The following is an 18448-nucleotide window of genomic DNA, read 5'->3' as shown; positions in this document are numbered from 1 at the left end:
AGATTTTTCAAAATAATTATTTTGTAGCAGCTCTATTTATAAAGAACCAATAAAAAAGCCACTGTCTTAAAGATGCAGTGGCTTTCTTGAATTTGGCGTCCCTACGGGGATTCGAACCCCGGTTACCGCCGTGAAAGGGCGATGTCCTAGGCCTCTAGACGATAGGGACTTCTTGAGGTGGGTGTATATTAGGGCTCTGTCACTAAACTGTCAAGAAGATGAGGAGACAGTTTGTTCAAAATATAGCAAAACAGTTCAGCAGTCTTTTGAGTATCGTACAATGCAGAATGAGCCTCTTTGCCATCAAACTCGATGCCAGCTTGAATACAAGCACGTGCTAGTACTGTTTGACCAAACATGACAGCACTCAAAGTTACGGTATCAAATACCGAAAAGCTGTGAAAAGGATTCTGATTTTTTGTACCAGATCGAGCAATTGCAGCTTGTAAAAAGCCTAAGTCAAAGTGAGCATTATGTCCTACCAATACTGCATGGGTACAATGCTGTGCTTTGCGGACTTCCGTGAGTGATTTGAAAATACGACGTAAAGCTGTCCGCTCATCTTCGGCCATTGCTACACGCATCGGATTAAAAGGATCAATTCCAATGAAGTCTAATGAGCGACGATCTAAGTTTGCACCTTCAAAAGGATTGATGTGTGCATGGAATGATGGGCCAGGTATGAACTGACCTTGCTCATCATAGATAATCGGGATACAAGCAATTTCAAGTAATGCATCAGTTTGAGAATTAAAACCTGCTGTTTCAACATCAACAACAACAGGTAAGAATCCACGAAAACGCTGACCAATCACAGGAGCTTTGTTTTCTTCTTGTGTCACACTTTTCTCCATTGCAGTGTTTTACCTGCATGAAGTGGAATGATTTTTTGATCTTCTAGATAATCAAAAGATTCAGCAACTGTATTTTCTTCTTTCACCAAAGTGATTGTTGAAGTATTACGTGGTAAACCATAGAAGTCAGCACCGAACATACTTGCGAAACCTTCTAAGCGTTCTAACTTACCTACTTGATCAAAGGCCTGTGCATAAAGTTCAATTGCATTTGGTGCACTATAGCAACCCGCACATCCACATGCATTCTCTTTTGCATTCTTGGCATGTGGTGCACTGTCAGTACCTAAGAAGAATTTTGGATTACCACTAGTTGCAACTTCTAATAATGTGGTTTGATGCGTTTGACGCTTTAAAATTGGCAAACAATAGAAGTGAGGTTTCACACCACCGACCAACATGTCATTACGGTTGAAGAGCAAGTGTTGCGGTGTAATCGTTGCGGCAACATTACGATCTTGTTCAAGTACAAAATTTGCAGCATCACTTGTCGTAATATGTTCTAACACAACTTTTAATTTAGGGAACTGCTTTAATAATGGCGACAAAATTTCGTCAAGGAAGCGTTTTTCACGATCAAAAATATCGACATGATTGTGAGTAACTTCACCGTGTAACAACAACGGGACTTGGTGTTCTTCAAGTTGTTCAATCACGGCATAGACTTTACGAATATCGCTAACGCCATTATCCGAATTTGTCGTTGCGCCAGCGGGGTAGAGTTTGATCGCATTTACATATTCAGATTCTTTGATTTTAAGAACTTCTTGAGGGGAAGTGAAATCTGTAAAATAAAGAACCATACGCGGATCAAAATGTAGTCCTTCAGGAACATGAGCGAGAATACGATCTCGATATGCCAAAGCTTCTTCTACAGTTTTGACTGGTGGAACTAAGTTCGGCATACAGATCGCGCGTGCAAATTGTTTCGCAAGATCTGGAACAGTACGTTTTAAAGCTAATCCATCACGCAAGTGGGCGTGCCAATCATCTGGCTGTAAAAGTGTAATCGTATTCAAGGTATACTTCAGGCTTAAAAATAATATAAATAATAATGCATATAGTGCGAAAATGGTAACTACAATTATGGATAAGTGGTTACGCAAAGCGCATGAAAATATGAGAAATTGTGTTATTTTTATGCTGGACAAGAATACAGCATTATAAGAAGAGTGAGAGGGATGGAAAATCAATATGATATTAAGCAGTTACGTAAAGAAAAAGAAGATCTAGAACGGTTAGTCATTACACATTCTAGAACCAAGAAAACACAAAAAAATTTGCCTACCCAACTCGAAAATGAGTTTTGGCAATTTAATATTGATCGAACTAGAATCAATGCGATTCAGTTCTTTGGTCAAGGGGTAATTACGTATACGATTTTTGTACTTTTGATTTTGCCATCGAATTTGTTGGTCATTCGAACAAGCACCCATTTCTTTTTAGATTTTGTATATAGCATTTTAAGCCTGGTAGTTGTTGGGGCAGCGCTATTTTTATTTTGGACATTTTCTCGTTTTAGACGGCTTAACCCATTATTTTATCCTGCAACCTGTGTAATTGTATTTTGTACGATTGTCATTCCCTCATTGTTAATGATGAGTATTTCTAATCTGGTGCTACAAAGCCAGTCGATGGTGTTGATTGCATTTTTATATATGCTGGGTTTTATTTTGAGTGGGATTAAACCCAAACATATGTTATGGATCGGTTCTTCAGCAGCAATTGTAATCTTATTGTCGTTATATTTTCTCAAAGTACCCTGTGATTTTTTGATGCTAGGGCGTACGTTTATAGGAAGTCTATTGTTGGGCTTTTCAATTAGTGTAATGCTCACCTCTAAGGAAAGAAAACTATTTCTAAAAACTAAAATATCTGAAATTGATGAGAGAATTCTACGCTTACAAGCATCTGAACTTTTACATTTAAGCCAACATGACGAATTAACAAAAGTTTCGAATAGACGTACATTTGAAGAAATGTTTAGTTATTACTATGAACTCGCATGTAAAGAAAGTAAGGCGATGTCAGTATTATTCATAGATATTGATTTTTTTAAAAACTATAACGATTTTTATGGTCATCAGATGGGAGATCAAGTCATTTCCGCGATTGCGAAAACGATTAAAAGCTCAATTCGGCACATGGATTTCATTGCACGTTATGGGGGTGAGGAATTTGTGGTGCTTTTACCAGAAACATCTGCTCAAGGTGCATATGCTGTAGCAACCAATATTTATCGAGCGATTGATCGGCAGATGATTCCACATGAAAAATCACTAGTTTCTAATCATGTGACCATTAGTTTGGGTATTACGGTGTTTAATGGAAACCCTAAAATTAGTCAAGATTCGGTGATTCATACTGCGGATAAAGCGCTATATAGAGCGAAACAACTTGGACGTAATCAGATTTATTATCAACCACTTCCCAGTGTTGAATAAAGAATAAAAAACCGAATACCACAAGTATCCGGTTTTTTTATTGAACAATCTAAATTATTCGAGGAATTTAACGGTAACACCAGAGCGTACTTTTCCACCAAGGTCATTCGCATCCCAGTTGGTTAAGCGAATACAACCATGTGATGCCGTCTTAGAGATCAAAGATGGATTTGGCGTTCCATGAATCCCAAAAGATCGTTTGCTTAAACCGATCCAAATATTACCTACAGGTGCATTTGGACCTGGTGGTAGCATTAAAGGTTTTAAGTTATTGCCTTGAACGAAATTTGAAGGTGAATAACTGTAGTATGGATTTTTAGTTACCCCTACAACCTTATACGTACCCGTTGGAGATGGTGTATCAGAACTGCCAATTGTCGCAGGAAATGACGCGATCATTTGATTACGACTATTGAATAAATAAAGTTGACGAGCACCTTTATGTGCCACAATTAAATGAATATCTTCTGGCAAATCATTGCGAACATTCGCAACAATGATTTTTTCACCTGCTTTCTTAAAGGTTGCAGTTGGATTTAATTTTTTGAGGAAACCTTCATCCATATGAAACTTTTCGCCCAACATCTCTGTTACACGCGTGTAGTACAAACCTTTCATTTTTGCTTGTAATGCATAGTCAGAAGGGATTGAATCTGCGTAAGGACCTTTTAAATCTGCATCCGTGATCGTGTATTCAACATAAGTTGGTTTAGTTTGTTGAGCGACTAAAGCATCCCAAGTTTCTTTAGTCAATTGACCTGTTGGTGTAAGGCCATTCATTTGTTGAAATGAAGCAATTGCTTTTAGTGTATTTTTACCATTTGAGCCATCAATTGCACCTGGTGAGGCATGAGCATTGTTCAACATCACATGTGCACGTGCATATACAGGAAATTGACCTTTACCAATATTTTCATACCAGTCAGCTGTATTCAAACTGTCTAAAGTCCATGAAACTTTGACAGCTGGCGCTGTTGTAGTCGTGGTATCAGGTGCATTTTCTAATTTTTGAGATACCGCAGAAGCCGCTCCAGTATCTACTTGTGGGTCAGAAGCTGCTTGGGCTGTCACTCCTGAGGCTGGTTGAGCAACTACACTCGATGCAGCAGAACGTTCAATAGATAATGGGTCAATAGGATCTTGAACTGGAGCTGAGATTTTTTTTGGATTTAATGGTTGCTCAGTTGTTGGGGCAGCAAAAGCAACATTAGCAAGAATACAACTTAAACTCATAGCGAGTAATGAGCGAACAAACATGTAATTCAACCTTAAGAATTATTCATATTGAGATATAAGATATTGCAAGTATTACAGAAAATAGAACAGCTTGCAGTAGCAGTTTTGTGTCCAAGTAAAAAAATAGTTGAAGTCTGATTTGTTGTATGGGTTTTCAATTATAAATTCGAGGTTAACTTTGCTATGATGCACTCAACATGAAAAAATTTAGAGATTGGTAATGACAACGTTGAAAAATGATCGTTTTTTACGAGCTTTATTACGTGAACCTGTAGACACCACACCCGTTTGGATGATGCGTCAAGCAGGGCGTTATTTACCAGAATATCGTGAAACTCGTGCTCAGGCAGGCGATTTCTTATCTCTATGTAAAAATACTGAATTTGCCTGCGAAGTAACATTACAACCGTTACGCCGCTATGAGCTAGATGCTGCGATTTTATTTTCTGATATTTTGACTATACCTGATGCTTTAGGTTTAGGTTTGTATTTTGAAACAGGCGAAGGGCCAAAGTTTCATAAAACGGTGCGCACAGAACAAGATGTGGCGAATTTACCTAAACTAAATTCTAAATCAGATCTAGCTTATGTCATGAATGCAGTTTCAACGATTCGATCTGCTTTAAATGGACAAGTTCCTTTAATTGGTTTTTCTGGTAGTCCTTGGACATTAGCGACTTATATGATTGAAGGTGGTTCAAGCAAAGAATTTCGTTTCACAAAAAATATGATGTACGCACAGCCAGAAGTATTACATGCTTTACTTGATCATCTTGCTGATTCAGTGATTGATTATCTGAATGCTCAAATTGATGCAGGCGCTCAAGCAATTCAAATTTTTGATAGCTGGGGTGGTGCGCTAGCGCATAGAGAATATGTTGAATTCTCACTGAACTATATGACCAAGATTATTGCAGGATTACAACGTGTAAAAGATGGTCGACGTATTCCGATTATTGTCTTCACTAAAGGTGGCGGTCAATGGTTGGAGACAATGTTGACCACAGGTGCGGATGCGTTTGGCCTAGATTGGACTACACCGCTTTATACTGCACGTGATGTGGTTGCAGGGCGTGCTGCTTTACAAGGGAATTTAGATCCTGCTGTGCTTTATGGTTCAGCTGCTTCAATTGAAAAATCTGTGAAAGCGATGTTGGATGATGCGTATGCCAATGGTGAAAAAACAGGGTATATCGCAAACTTAGGTCATGGTATTACCCAATGGGTCGATCCAGCACAGCCTAAGATTTTTGTAGATACTGTTCATGAATACAGTGCTAAATATTTAGGTTGATATTTTTAATCATTTCAAAGTAAACGCGCTAGGATCAGTTTTGTGCAGTTGATTGTATTACCGCTCAACTTTATCTTTAAGGCAGCTTCGGCTGCCTTATTTGGGTTGTTGCTTTTGATTGCATTTGCAGTCACCGCACCGATGGGAAGTCATGAATATTGGGGATTTTTTCGTTACGATTATTTGTTCTTTTATGCACTGATTATTCAAGCCTGTCTGATTTATTTAAAGCTCGAGTCGTGGGCAGAAGCGAAAGTGATTGCTTTATTCCATATCATGGCGATGGGAATGGAAATATTTTTGACCCATCCAGCGATTGCCTCATGGCAATATCCTCAACCAGCCATATTTAAATTACTGACTGTGCCATTGTTTGCAGGGTTTATGTATTCAGCAGTGGGTAGTTTTTTTGCTCGGTCTTTGCGACTCTATAATGTTTCATTCGAGAATTTGCCGAATTTTGGCAATATGCTGTGTTTAGCAGTTTTGTCTTACCTTAATTTTATGACCAAGTTTTTTATTCCTGACTATCGAATGGTTTTATTTGTTTGGAGTATTATTATTTTTTGGAAGACTAAACTTTATTTTCAATTACAACAGCATCAGTTTAAAGTTCCGATGTTACCTGTACTATTGGTGCTTGCCTTCTTGATCTGGATTGCAGAAAACATTAGTACATTTTATAAAATCTGGTTATATCCGAGTCAAGTTGATGCTTGGCATATGGTGGGTTGGGGCAAGTTAGGTTCTTGGTATTTATTATTACTTTTAAGTTTAGTCTTGGTTTTAAAAATATTAGGTGTGCGGGATAAAAATGGATCTTGGCGATTGTGCTAAAAGATTATAGTCGTGCAAATGGAGCTTTTATTGAGCTCCTTTTTGTTATGAATATTTCATATATATTTCAAAATTTATTTGCTAAAAAAGTTTAACCTCGTTATGTTAATCCTTGTGTAAGAACAATTACACAGCACAATAGTGATAACAAATAGTTAAAAATAATTGAGACTGGAGACATTTCTTATGTTAAAAAAAATTGCATTAGCAGCTTTGCTAGCAGCTGGCTCAAGTGTTGCAATGGCTGATAATGATGTTGGTTGCGGTGCTGGTACACAAATTTGGGCAGGTCAAAAAGGTATTGCACCTAAAATCCTTGCAGCAACAACCAATGGGATTTTTACGAACCAATTATTAGGTATTACGTTCGGTACTTTAGGATGCCGCCAAGGTGGTACGGTAACGGCTCAAGTTGTGACATTTACCAATGAAAATGCAGAGTCTTTAGCGCGTGATATGGCAGTTGGTCAAGGCGAAAGTTTAAATGTACTTGCTGAATTAATGCAAATCAAAGCCAACGACAAAGCACGCTTCTTTGCTGTGTCTAAAGCAAACTTTGCTGAAATTTATTCAAGCAAAAATACAAACTCACTTCAAGTTTTAGATGCTTTACAAAGTGTGATGGCAAAAGATGCTGTGCTTAAAGCATACGTTTAATTTGTTGCACGATAAAACCCTGTCTTGATGGCAGGGTTTTCTTATACCTATTCTGATTATTTTAAAAAATTGCGATTGAATGAAATTAGCTACTTTTGTATTTACGTCTTTGATATGTCATTTTACATATGCCTCGGTTGAATCTGATTTACAAAAGTATTTAGACCTTGCTCAACAAAAACAATTAGATCAGCAAACCACATGGCAACGTTTGATGTATGCTGATCAAAAACAAAATAGTGAAGTTACTTATGCTGGTTATTTTTATGCCAAAGATGGAAAAACAAATTTAAATAGCGAATTACAAGCAGATATTAAAGCCTTGTTTCGTGAAGCCCCAGATAACCAATCCATCCGTTGTAAGTTTCCTGCACGTAGCCGTTGGTTGATGCAGCAACTCAATATTGATGTACAACAACTTCCAAAAGTAAATTGCGTTGAATTTAACGATTGGATCAATCAAATCAAGCCGCATAAAGCCACGTTGATTTATGCCACTGACTTTATGGGCAATCCGAGTTCGATGTTTGGGCATACTTTGCTACGCCTAGACCCTAAAGATCAGAAGCAACTCAATCTAGTGTCCTATGCAGTGAACTATGCTGCCACAGTGAAAGGTGATGATAACTGGTCTTATGCATGGAAAGGCTTAACAGGACAGTATCCCGGTGAATATTCACTAATGCCGTATTATCGTAAAGTAAAAGAGTATGGTGATTTTGAAAGCCGTGATCTATGGGAATATGAGCTCAATTTAACACCTGAAGAAACTCGTTTTTTAGTTGAACATATTTGGGAAATGCAGCATGTGAGTTTTCCATATTATTTCGTCAGTGATAATTGTGCTTATCGTTTATTAGGTCTAATTGATTTAGTACGTCCCGATTTAAACCTAAAACAGCAGTTTAGTTACGCTGCAATTCCAATCGAAACCTTAAAGGCTGTTGATCAGCAAGCTTTAGTTAAAGAAGTGGTCTATCGTCCTGCATTGGAAACTCAACTACTTTCACAAGCCAAACAACATGGTACAGATTTGGCTAAAGTTGCCCATCAAATTACTTTTATTGAAACGGATCAAGTTCAATCCACGCTAAAAACATATAGTCAGCAAGATCAGGCCAAGATTTTAGAAATGGCTTACGATGATTTATATCTACAATATATCAGCCGCCAAGTTGATGCCAATATTGCTCAGCCAAAATTAAGGCAGCTTCTTGCTGAAAGAAGTCAAATTGAAGTTGAAAAGCAACGCCAAGAACCCTTACGTCCAAAAATGCAGCCTGTAGAAGGGCATCATGCACGTAATTTGTCAGTGAATGTGGGTGAGGTGCAAGGACAAAAGTTTGTGGAGATGGGTCATCGTCAGGCCTATCACGATTTGATTGATCCACAAGGGGGTTATCGCACAGGCACACAATTACTGTTTTTAGATGGTAGTCTGCAATATCGTGATGACAAGCTCAAGCTCGAACAGTTAGATCTATTATCGGTGAATTCTTATAATCCAGTTCAACCTTTTAAATCGCCGTTAACTTGGGGATTTAATCTAGGTTGGAAACAGGAAGCAATTGAAAATGGGCAGTTTAGTGAAGATGTGCAACATGGCGTGATGAATCTAAATATGCAAGTTGGTTATAGCATGGCAGATTATGATCGTCGACATCTGTGTTATGCCCAACTACAAAGCCATATTCAAGGTGGAAAAAATTTAGATAAAGGTTGGCGCGTTGGAGCTGGGCCGACTGTAGGTTGTATGAACGTATGGTCTGATAATATTAATAGTGTGGTGCAAGTTGAACTGCCGTATTGGCAAGATCAGAGTCAGTGGAATTTAAGAGTCGGTACACAGCTACAATATAGTGTGAATACAAATCATGCTCTGCGTCTTAATTGGGATTTTGAACAACAAGATCATAAAGACTGGAATAAAGTAGGTTTAGGCTATGTTCTGTTTTTTTAGATAAGATATCACTAGGATCAGGCTAATTTCCAGTATCTAGACTTCAACGATGACATAGTATTTTTTAACCGCTTCAATGACTTCAAATGTACCGACAAATGCGGGTGGGATAATCCCTGCATTTCCAGCAGTCACTTCAATAAAAGAATGAGTTTTTGCATCATGGATACGGACAATCCCTTCAATGACTTGAAAAAACTCTTGTTTATTGTCAGCGAATTGAATATTCCAAGCACCAATTTCACATTGCCAAATACCGCAGTCCATATGCGGATGTTCGTATAAACTATAAGTTAAACGTTCAGGATTACCTCGCACCAAACGATCAGGGCGAGGGTAATCAATAGTTGCTTGATTGGCGATTAAATCGCCGAAACCTGCTAACTGAACTGATGACATTCTAGGTTGCTCGGCTTAATAGCTTTCAGGAACAGCACTTAAGAACTCACGACGTGCATCTTTGTCAGTTTTAAAATCACCAACAAAAGAAACCGTACGTGTCGTTGATTCTTGCTTGCCAACACCACGCATCATCATACACATATGAGCAGAATCGATCACTACAGCCACACCACGTGCTTGAGTTACTTCAGCAACCGTTTCGGCAATTTGTTGAGTCAAGTTTTCTTGAATCTGCAAACGACGTGCAAACATTTCAGTAATACGCGCAAATTTAGAAAGACCTAAAACTTGACCTTCAGGTAAATAAGCAATATGGACACGACCATAAAATGGGAGAAGGTGATGTTCACAAAGCGAATAAAATTCAATATTTTTGACCAATACCATTTCGTGGTTATCGGATGGGAAAACCGCACTATTTGTAACTTCTTCAAGGGTTTTGCTATAACCAGAAGTTAAAAAAGAAAAAGCTTTAGCCGCACGCATAGGCGTATCTTTTAAGCCTGGGCGATTTAGATCTTCCCCAACGGCAGTTAAAATATTTGCGTACGATTGCTGCATAGACATAACAATGTTCACTTAGGTGGGTTGAACAAAACGGGAATTGTATCAGAAAACGACTCAAAAACTTAATTTTGAACCAAATGCCGATTATTGTTTGTGCTTTGGGTTCTTTTCTGCACGTTTTAAGAGCACTAAAACAGCACCAGTACCCCCTTGATTTTCAGGTGCGCTGACAAATGCAAGTACATCACGATGTTGTCTAAGCCAGCCATTGACATAGGTTTTTAAAATGGCTTCAGGTCCTTTACCGTGAACAATTTTGATGACATTTTGATTTTCATCTTTTGCCATTTGAATGATTTGTAGAACGGCTGCTCGGGCTTGTTCAACGGTACAGCCATGTAAATCGACTGCCTCAAACCAACGAGTTTTACCTGCTTTTAAGTCTTCAAATACTTTGTGCTGTAAGGTTGCAATGCGATAGCTTAAAGTCGCTTGGCTTGCCACTGGATTTAAGATCGCTTGAGTATCCGAAATTTCTGTAAGCTCTTGCTCAGCACCACCTTCGGCTGCTGCGCGTTTTGCTAAAGTTTGGGCATCAACTTTTTTGCGACGTGTGATTTTTGTATCGGCAATATTTTGATTGTCGATAGGTTTTACCCCAAGTAGGGCTTTTTTAAAAAGCTCAGTATCTTCCAACTCTTCATTGATAGCCTGAGTTTTTTTTGCCTCAACTTGTTTTGCGATAGCATTAGATTGAGGGCTAGAGATTTGCTTTTTAAAGGCTTTCAGTAAATTAAACTGATCTTTAGAAAGCGATGAATCATGTTTACTCATAAGTTTAGAAAAATAGGCAAGATACGAGAAAGGTAAAATTATAGTCTGAAACCGCAATGATTTGAACTAAATTGAATCTATTGAGTGCGGTATAGCATTTGCAGTACAAACATGAATCTGGGAAATATATTAAATTGATTTGAACGAATCGATTTGCTCCGGATCTGTTTTGCATATAAGTGGAGGTGGGGAATATCGAATATTTTGAATATTCCAATATAAATATATTTAAGATAGAATTTTTATCGAATATCATTTAATGAATTGAAAATTAATAATATTATGAATTGATCATAAAACCAATAAGAGGAATGATAAATTCCTCTCATTGGTTTTTAAGGTATCAATATTCAGTCTTCAAAAGATTTTTGAACTTTCAATGTAATTTTTTGAAATCTGATTAAGAGTGTTTAATATAAGAGAAGTATCTTGGCTTTTTAATGCTTCATTTAGATCGTGCATATAGCCTAGTAATTGATCTTTTGCTTTCTTTGCAAATTCGGGACTTATGGCTTGGTCTTCGTAAAGTAAAACGTAATTTTTTGCAAAACCATAAATGAAGAATAGTGCAGTGTAGTCGAGCTGGTCTTTAGAATCCTTAATAGATTGCTTACATTCAGCTTTAAGCTGTTTAAAAGCATCTGTTCCATTAGGTAAAACTTGAAAATTTTCGAATATAGATTGGAATGTCATTTTTGCTAATCCACTCAAAAAGAAAATCTACAGGTTAGAGAAATTAAAATCAATCATTAAATTTTGTATTAGTTTATTAGTCGCTCTAAAATTTTAAACACTGTATTTCTATGTGATTTATTTTTTATGTTTCTACATTCTTGTTAAAAGTCCAATTATTAAAATTGGACTTTTAACTTCGAGTTTTTTATCTTTTATTAGTCAATATTTTAGTTGTTCAACAATCAAAAAATACCTTTAAGAAAGGTATCTATTAACGATACAACTCAAACCTGTTCAGGCTTTCCAAACAATTCTGCAAATGCTTGATCTGGACGCGGCTGTTTCATAAAGCTTTCACCAACAAGGAAAGTATGAATATCATTGGTTTGCATCATTTCTACATCAGCAGGAGTTGCAATACCACTTTCTGTGACTAAAACACGAGAAGCAGGCAATAATTTCTTTAAACGTAATGAGGTATTTAAATCTACATCAAAGGTTTTAAGATTGCGGTTATTAACACCTAGAATACATTGCTCAGAAAGCTTTAACGCACGCTCTAACTCATATTCATCGTGTACTTCGACCAACACATCCAACTGATGCTCAAATGCAGTTTTCGACATTTCTTCAAGCTGTTGATCTGATAAACATGCCACAATCAATAAAATACAATCGGCATGCAGTGCACGCGCTTCAACAACATTATAAGGATCAACCAAGAAATCTTTGCGCAACGCAGGTAGGGCACAGTGATTACGTGCAATCGCAATATTTTCATCCGCACCTTGGAAGAAATCCACATCTGTCAATACAGACAAGCAAGCAGCACCTGCTTGTTCATATTGCTGTGCAATTTCAGCAGGATTGAAATCTGCTCGGATCACACCTTTAGAAGGTGACGCTTTTTTAATTTCAGCAATAACGGCTGGACGTTTATGTTGCAAAGCCTTGGTAAAACCACGAACAGGTGTTGCTTCTTTTGCCCACTGTTCTACATCATGCAAACTACGTTGTTTTAAACGTGTTGCAAGCTCCTCATGTTTGCGGTCAACAATTTTACCTAAAATGGTATTTTGAATATCGATCATGAGAAGTCCTTAGTCTGCCTGAGATTGTTTCAATGTCTTGGTAAATTCAGCCAAGATACTCATTTTTTCTAAAGCTTGTCCGCCATAAAGAATATCTTGAGCGAACTCAACTGCTTGCTTGTAAGTCTTGGTGATACCTGCAACATAAATACCTGCACCAGCATTGAGTGCAATCATGTTTGCTGCTTTTTCACCAATATCTGATTTATCTCGGCTTAAAGCATCTTTGATCAGCTTTAAGCTTTCTTCTGAACTATTCACCACTAAACCAGTGAGGGTTTGAGATGGAATACCTACATCATCTGGTGTCAAAGTCCATTCAGTAATTTCGCCATCTTTCAGTTCAGCAACTGTTGTTGGTGCTGCAAGACTGATCTCATCTAAACCATCTTTAGAGTGTACAACCAGTACATGCACTGCACCCAACTGCTTTAATACTTCAGCGATAGGGCGGCATAACTCATCTGAAAATACCCCAATCACAAAACGATTCACACCAGCAGGATTCGTTAATGGGCCAAGTAAGTTGAAAATACTACGAATACCTAACTCACGACGAGGTGCAACTGCATAACGCATGGCTTTATGATGATTTGGTGCAAATAGGAAACCTACACCCATTTCACGGATGCAGCGTTCGGTTTGTTGCATATTTAAATCAAGCTGAATTCCCATTTGTTCGAGTACATCGGATGAACCTGACTTACTCGACACACCACGGTTACCATGTTTGGCAATCGTTGCACCAGCAGCAGCTATAACGAAACTTGAAGCTGTAGATACGTTAAATAAATTCTGACCATCTCCACCTGTGCCGACAATATCGACCAGATGAGGAATATCACTCACATCAATTTTAATTGCAAACTCACGCATAATGCGTGCTGCTGCAGTGATTTCATCAATACTTTCACCTTTCATGCGCAAGCCCATCATCAGCGCACCGATTTGTGCATCAGTTGCTTCGCCCTGCATAATGCTACGCATGACATCTTCCATTTGTGGCTGGGTAAGATGAATGTTTTTGGTAATGTGATTAAGAGCCTGTTGGATATTCATAGTCATGAGTTACAGCATTAATGATTAAAATTCTTAAGTGAAGTTGGTTAATAAAGAAGAAGGGCTTGGTTTTGTGAAAAATGGCTCACTTGCTAATCGGCTATGTTAGCAGAAAATAGTCTCAGTTTTATGTTTGTGCTTAGATTTTAATTTAAATAGCTAGGTAGAGTGGTTTTTAATCTTTTCTAATCATGATCTGTATAAAATCAAAAGCCAATCATCGAATCGAATGACTGGCTTTGATTGAAACAATATATGATCAATCGTTATCGATGCTGTTTCTAAGCCCAAGTATTTGACTTGTTGCCACACCAGCAGTCATGGAGCCATTTACATTTAAAGCCGTACGGCCCATATCAATCAACGGTTCAATCGAAATCAGCAAAGCCACTAAAGTAACTGGTAATCCCATTGCTGGTAATACAATTAAAGCAGCAAAAGTTGCACCGCCACCAACACCTGCGACACCGATTGAACTCAGTGTAACGATTGTTACCAGTTGCGCTATCCATAAAGGATCAAGAGGATTAATTCCTGCTGTAGGCGCTACCATAACCGCAAGCATAGCTGGGTATAAACCAGCACAACCATTTTGACCTATTGTTGCTCCAAATGATGCTGAAAAACTGGCGATGCCTTCTGGAACACCTAATTGTTTATGTTGTGTTTCAATGTTGAGAGGAATACTTGCTGCACTTGAGCGGCTTGTAAATGCAAAAGTAAGTACAGGAAAAACTTTTTTGAAAAACTCAATGGGGTTGACACGAACAAATAACAAAATTAGCCCATGTACAATAAACATAACAGCAAGACCGAGATAAGAAGCAACTAGAAACTCACCTAATTTAACAATGTCAGCAAGGTTTGCAGTTGCGACCATTTTCGCCATTAATGCTAATACACCATAAGGCGTAAATTGCATCACTAAACGCACTAAGCCAATAATCAAGGCTTGTAATGCTTCGATGCCATGTCGAATTCTCTTACCATTGATCGGGTCTTTATCCATCAGTTTTAATGCTGCAACGCCTAAAAAAGCTGAGAAGATCACGACACTAATGATCGATGTTGGTCGTATACCTGTTAAATCTGCAAAAGGGTTTTGTGGTAACAAAGAGAGAAGTAATTTAGGTATATCTAGGTTCGTGACTTGACCAATGTAATCGCTTTGAATTGCAGCAAGGCGCGCAGTTTCTTTGGTGCCTTGAACTAAGCCCTCGGCAGTTAAACCAAATAAGTTAGTAATACTAATTCCGACAAAAGCCGCAATTGCTGTGGTAACCAGTAAAATACCAATAACAAATACGCTGATTTTACCTAATGAGGTGGTTTGATGGAGTTTGACGACCGCACTTAAAATGGAGATAAAAATAAGTGGCATGATCACCATTTGTAAAAGTTGAACATAACCATTACCGATAAGATTGAACCATGCAACAGATTGTTCAATAATTGCACTGTCGCTGTAAATCGCTTTAAGACCTAAACCATAAATAATACCTACGATCATACCGATCAGTACTTTTTTAGAAAGACTCCAATCTTGTCGGTAGCTAAAAAACAATCCTGCGATCAGCAAGAGAAAAACAATAATATTCAATAAAACTAAGATATTCACAATAGGTTATCCTGATTGATATTTCAGGGGGAGATCTCTAGAAAATAATGATTCAGATTCTATCATTCAGCACCCATGAAGCTTAATCATTCCTATGACTATACTTAATCTAAAAAATTAAAAAGGAATTCCAGAACTGAAAAAAATGATGATGAATTCCTTCTTCTGAAATACATGAAAAATATTTTAATTTTTTAAAAAGAATGATTTGCTTTGAATTAAATCTTTAAGTTTTGATTTTAATGCTGAAAAATTAATCAGTATGTATGAATTATATAGTGATTTTATATGTTCAAAATAAAAACAGCTTATTAATACAAATAAGCTGTTTTTAAATAAAACTTAGTAATTAAGCGTAAATATCTAAGAAGTTTTTAAAAATTTGATGGCCATGTTCGCTCAAAATAGATTCGGGATGGAACTGAACACCTTCAACAGGAAGTGTTTTATGTTTCACGCCCATAATTTCTTCAATTGTACCATCTGTTTGGTTCGTCCAGCACGTCACCTCTAGACATTCTGGCAACGTTTCTTGCTCAATTACCAATGAGTGGTAACGTGTAGCAGCAAACGGGGAAGGTAAGTGACTAAAAATTCCTTTGTCACTGTGGTGCATATCAGATAAACGACCATGCATCACCGTTTTAGCGCGGATAATCTTGCCACCAAATGCCTGTCCAATCGCTTGATGTCCAAGACAGACACCCAATAAAGGAATTTTACCTGCAAAATGGTTAATTGCAGGAATAGAAATTCCTGCTTCACTTGGTGAGCATGGGCCAGGACCTATAACCAAGTATTTTGGCTGCCATCGTTCAATGTCCTCTAATGTCACTTGATCATTACGAACGACTTTTACTTCTTGATTCAACTCGCCAAAATACTGGACGATGTTGTAAGTAAATGAGTCATAGTTGTCGATCATTAGAAGCATGACTTTATAACCTTTTGAAAAATAATTGCTTTATTGAGCTGTTAATGTGATTACTCTATTCTAAAGTTATATTTCTTTAGGATTTATTGAAGCTTAAAGGAATATGTTAAAAATAGAGAAGAATAATCATAACAAAAACAAATGATCAATGTTGAATATTTCAATTACCCGATGTTTAGTTGGCTTTGATTAATTATGATAGAAATCGTGTTTAAAAATCAGAATAAACTTCATAAATTTAAAGGTTTGAATAAAAATATACAAAGTGAACCAAAAGTCTAAATGAATTGATTGGAATGAAGTTCAAAAGAATGATATAAAAAGCGAATTTATGCTAACTCATGATAGTGTAAATTGCACTACATTAGTTCTCTGTTATATGTTTTGCACCACTTTGGTTCGTTATGTCTATTTTGGGGACGAGCTGAGATCGGAATGTTTAAATATGGTGCATTTGTGAAAGCAAACATTATAGTGGACATAGGACATGGAGCTTAAAGCATTTTTTCTGCAAAGAATTTCAATGTTTTAGGTATGCTTTAAAATTGTTGGTATGATAATTGCTAATTATATATCAACAACTAACACGCACTTAACAAGTGCATAAAAATTTCATTGGAGCAAATGAGCATGGCGAACAAGGTCCTTCAACTCATCAAAGAAAGTGGCGCAAAATGGGTCGATTTTCGCTTTACTGATACTAAGGGTAAAGAGCAACACGTAACTTACCCAGCTGACACAATTGATGAAGATACATTTGAAGACGGTAAAATGTTTGATGGTTCTTCAATCGCTGGTTGGAAAGGCATTGAAGCTTCTGACATGATCTTACGTCCAGATGCTGAAACAGGTTTTCTTGACCCGTTCTTTGCTGAGCCAACAGTTGTTGTAACTTGTGACGTAATCGAGCCATCTACTGGTCAAGGTTACGAGCGTGACCCACGTTCGATTGCTCGTCGTGCTGAAGAATATTTAAAATCTACTGGTATCGGCGATACTGCATTCTTTGGTCCAGAACCAGAATTCTTCGTTTTTGACGAAGTTAAATGGGACATCGATATGTCTGGCGCACGCCACACATTGATCGCTGAAGAAGCTGCATGGTCTACTGGTAAAGACTATGAAGCTGGTAACTCTGGTCACCGTCCACGTGTTAAAGGCGGTTATTTCCCAGTTCCTCCAGTTGACTCTCATCAAGACATGCGTGCTGAAATGTGTGCACGTATCGAAGATATCATGGGTCCTGGTCGTGTAGAAGTACATCACCACGAAGTTGCTTCTTGCCAATTAGAAATTGGTGTGAGCTTCAACACTATGGTTCGTAAAGCGGACGAAGTTCAGCAGTTCAAATATGCAGTTTGGAACGTTGCTCATCAATATGGCAAAACAGCGACATTTATGCCTAAGCCAATGGTAGGTGATAACGGTTCTGGTATGCACGTTCATATGTCTATCTCTAAAGATGGCAAGAACTTGTTTGCTGGTGATGAATATGCTGGTTTATCTGAAATGGCATTATTCTTCATTGGTGGTATCATCAAGCACGCTCGTGCATTGAATGCAATCACGAACCCAGGTACAAACTCTTATAAGCGTTTAGTTCCACACTACGAAGCTCCGATTATGCTTGCTTACTCAGCACGTAACCGTTCTGCTTCTATCCGTATTCCTTACGTTTCTAGCCCTAAAGGCAAGCGTATCGAAGCACGTTTCCCAGATCCATTAATGAACCCATACTTAGGTTTTGCTGCATTGTTAATGGCTGGTCTTGATGGTATCCAGAACAAGATCCATCCAGGTGAAGCTGCTGACAAGAACTTGTATGACCTTCCTCCTGAAGAAGAAGCAAAAATCCCAACAGTTGCTCATAACTTAGAAATGGCAATTGCTGCACTTGAAGCGGATCACGAGTTCTTATTAAAAGGCGGCGTATTCACTAAAGAAATGCTTGATGCATATATCGAACTTAAAACTGAAGATGTACGTCGTCTTAATACGACTACTCACCCAGTTGAATTTGATATGTACTACAGCCTGTAATACATT

The 18448-nt window shown here is 37.8% G+C and carries 17 protein-coding genes and 1 tRNA gene; 6 read left to right on the top strand and 12 right to left on the bottom strand.

Going from position 1 to position 18448, the window contains the following annotated elements; all coding sequences use genetic code 11:
* Positions 1-93 precede the first annotated feature (93 nt).
* From IEV17_RS03045 to pyrC, 3 genes are all read right to left on the bottom strand, one after another.
* Positions 94-169: transfer RNA gene (locus IEV17_RS03045), tRNA-Glu, on the bottom strand.
* 19 nt (positions 170-188) lie between these two features.
* Complete coding sequence (gene rnt / locus IEV17_RS03040; protein WP_034601574.1) at positions 189-854, bottom strand: ribonuclease T; 666 nt, start codon at positions 852-854, stop codon at positions 189-191.
* Positions 839-1873, bottom strand: a complete 1035-nt coding sequence (gene pyrC / locus IEV17_RS03035; RefSeq protein ID WP_004663128.1) for a dihydroorotase — start codon at positions 1871-1873, stop codon at positions 839-841. The genes rnt and pyrC overlap by 16 nt, the downstream gene beginning before the upstream one ends.
* Before the next feature lie 162 nt (positions 1874-2035).
* Between pyrC and IEV17_RS03030 the strand changes: the two genes are divergently transcribed.
* Positions 2036-3298 (top strand): GGDEF domain-containing protein, encoded by a 1263-nt coding sequence (locus tag IEV17_RS03030; protein ID WP_004663127.1) that lies wholly within the window; start codon positions 2036-2038, stop codon positions 3296-3298.
* A 54-nt stretch (positions 3299-3352) separates the two neighbouring features.
* Here the strand turns inward: IEV17_RS03030 and IEV17_RS03025 are convergent, their stop codons facing one another.
* Positions 3353-4555: a L,D-transpeptidase family protein gene (locus IEV17_RS03025; protein WP_004663125.1), complete on the bottom strand. Its 1203-nt coding sequence runs from the start codon at positions 4553-4555 to the stop codon at positions 3353-3355.
* Positions 4556-4754: 199 nt separating this feature from the next.
* Between IEV17_RS03025 and hemE the strand changes: the two genes are divergently transcribed.
* From hemE to IEV17_RS03005, 4 genes are all read left to right on the top strand, one after another.
* A complete protein-coding gene (hemE, locus tag IEV17_RS03020) occupies positions 4755-5828 on the top strand; it encodes a uroporphyrinogen decarboxylase (RefSeq protein WP_004663123.1) in 1074 nt (357 codons plus the stop codon).
* 42 nt (positions 5829-5870) lie between these two features.
* Positions 5871-6665: a DUF817 domain-containing protein gene (locus IEV17_RS03015; protein ID WP_004663121.1), complete on the top strand. Its 795-nt coding sequence runs from the start codon at positions 5871-5873 to the stop codon at positions 6663-6665.
* A 186-nt stretch (positions 6666-6851) separates the two neighbouring features.
* Positions 6852-7322: a DUF3015 family protein gene (locus IEV17_RS03010; protein ID WP_004663119.1), complete on the top strand. Its 471-nt coding sequence runs from the start codon at positions 6852-6854 to the stop codon at positions 7320-7322.
* A 79-nt stretch (positions 7323-7401) separates the two neighbouring features.
* On the top strand, positions 7402-9282 hold the full coding sequence (locus tag IEV17_RS03005; protein ID WP_004663117.1) for an Lnb N-terminal periplasmic domain-containing protein: 1881 nt from the start codon (positions 7402-7404) through the stop codon (positions 9280-9282).
* 36 nt (positions 9283-9318) lie between these two features.
* Here IEV17_RS03005 and IEV17_RS03000 read toward each other — a convergent pair whose 3' ends face one another.
* From IEV17_RS03000 to IEV17_RS02965, 8 genes are all read right to left on the bottom strand, one after another.
* Complete coding sequence (locus IEV17_RS03000; RefSeq protein WP_004663116.1) at positions 9319-9681, bottom strand: cupin domain-containing protein; 363 nt, start codon at positions 9679-9681, stop codon at positions 9319-9321.
* Between the two features lie 15 nt (positions 9682-9696).
* The gene (folE, locus tag IEV17_RS02995) at positions 9697-10245 is read right to left on the bottom strand and encodes a GTP cyclohydrolase I FolE (RefSeq protein ID WP_171062451.1); all 549 of its coding nucleotides are present in this window, start codon (positions 10243-10245) and stop codon (positions 9697-9699) included.
* 90 nt (positions 10246-10335) lie between these two features.
* A complete protein-coding gene (locus tag IEV17_RS02990; RefSeq protein WP_004663113.1) occupies positions 10336-11025 on the bottom strand; it encodes a Smr/MutS family protein in 690 nt (229 codons plus the stop codon).
* Positions 11026-11382: 357 nt separating this feature from the next.
* A complete protein-coding gene (locus IEV17_RS02985; protein WP_004663112.1) occupies positions 11383-11718 on the bottom strand; it encodes a hypothetical protein in 336 nt (111 codons plus the stop codon).
* Between the two features lie 266 nt (positions 11719-11984).
* Positions 11985-12791, bottom strand: coding sequence for an indole-3-glycerol phosphate synthase TrpC (gene trpC / locus IEV17_RS02980; protein WP_004663111.1), 807 nt, complete (start codon positions 12789-12791; stop codon positions 11985-11987).
* A 9-nt stretch (positions 12792-12800) separates the two neighbouring features.
* Positions 12801-13850, bottom strand: coding sequence for an anthranilate phosphoribosyltransferase (gene trpD / locus IEV17_RS02975; RefSeq protein ID WP_034601818.1), 1050 nt, complete (start codon positions 13848-13850; stop codon positions 12801-12803).
* A 259-nt stretch (positions 13851-14109) separates the two neighbouring features.
* Positions 14110-15468: an L-cystine transporter gene (locus IEV17_RS02970; protein ID WP_004663109.1), complete on the bottom strand. Its 1359-nt coding sequence runs from the start codon at positions 15466-15468 to the stop codon at positions 14110-14112.
* Positions 15469-15817: 349 nt separating this feature from the next.
* Positions 15818-16402 carry an aminodeoxychorismate/anthranilate synthase component II gene (locus IEV17_RS02965; RefSeq protein ID WP_004663108.1) on the bottom strand — a complete coding sequence of 195 codons (585 nt, stop codon included), beginning with the start codon at positions 16400-16402 and terminating at the stop codon, positions 15818-15820.
* A 624-nt stretch (positions 16403-17026) separates the two neighbouring features.
* Between IEV17_RS02965 and glnA the strand changes: the two genes are divergently transcribed.
* On the top strand, positions 17027-18442 hold the full coding sequence (glnA, locus tag IEV17_RS02960; RefSeq protein WP_171062418.1) for a type I glutamate--ammonia ligase: 1416 nt from the start codon (positions 17027-17029) through the stop codon (positions 18440-18442).
* The last annotated feature ends 6 nt before the right edge of the window (positions 18443-18448 follow it).

Origin of the sequence: Acinetobacter modestus, from assembly GCF_014636095.1 — a bacterium.
Taxonomy (GTDB): domain Bacteria; phylum Pseudomonadota; class Gammaproteobacteria; order Pseudomonadales; family Moraxellaceae; genus Acinetobacter; species Acinetobacter modestus.
Note: the sequence above shows the minus strand (reverse complement) of the source record. Positions and strands in the feature narration are given on the sequence as shown.

Coding starts and splice junctions, on each gene's coding strand:
- folE (WP_171062451.1), bottom strand. CDS start 10,245: ATGCAGCAATCGTACGCAAATATTTTAACTGCCGTTGGGGAAGATCTA.
- rnt (WP_034601574.1), bottom strand. CDS start 854: ATGGAGAAAAGTGTGACACAAGAAGAAAACAAAGCTCCTGTGATTGGT.
- glnA (WP_171062418.1), top strand. CDS start 17,027: ATGAGCATGGCGAACAAGGTCCTTCAACTCATCAAAGAAAGTGGCGCA.
- IEV17_RS02990 (WP_004663113.1), bottom strand. CDS start 11,025: ATGAGTAAACATGATTCATCGCTTTCTAAAGATCAGTTTAATTTACTG.
- trpD (WP_034601818.1), bottom strand. CDS start 13,850: ATGAATATCCAACAGGCTCTTAATCACATTACCAAAAACATTCATCTT.
- IEV17_RS02985 (WP_004663112.1), bottom strand. CDS start 11,718: ATGACATTCCAATCTATATTCGAAAATTTTCAAGTTTTACCTAATGGA.
- IEV17_RS02965 (WP_004663108.1), bottom strand. CDS start 16,402: ATGCTTCTAATGATCGACAACTATGACTCATTTACTTACAACATCGTC.
- IEV17_RS03005 (WP_004663117.1), top strand. CDS start 7,402: ATGAAATTAGCTACTTTTGTATTTACGTCTTTGATATGTCATTTTACA.
- trpC (WP_004663111.1), bottom strand. CDS start 12,791: ATGATCGATATTCAAAATACCATTTTAGGTAAAATTGTTGACCGCAAA.
- hemE (WP_004663123.1), top strand. CDS start 4,755: ATGACAACGTTGAAAAATGATCGTTTTTTACGAGCTTTATTACGTGAA.
- IEV17_RS03030 (WP_004663127.1), top strand. CDS start 2,036: ATGGAAAATCAATATGATATTAAGCAGTTACGTAAAGAAAAAGAAGAT.
- IEV17_RS03000 (WP_004663116.1), bottom strand. CDS start 9,681: ATGTCATCAGTTCAGTTAGCAGGTTTCGGCGATTTAATCGCCAATCAA.
- IEV17_RS03010 (WP_004663119.1), top strand. CDS start 6,852: ATGTTAAAAAAAATTGCATTAGCAGCTTTGCTAGCAGCTGGCTCAAGT.
- IEV17_RS03025 (WP_004663125.1), bottom strand. CDS start 4,555: ATGTTTGTTCGCTCATTACTCGCTATGAGTTTAAGTTGTATTCTTGCT.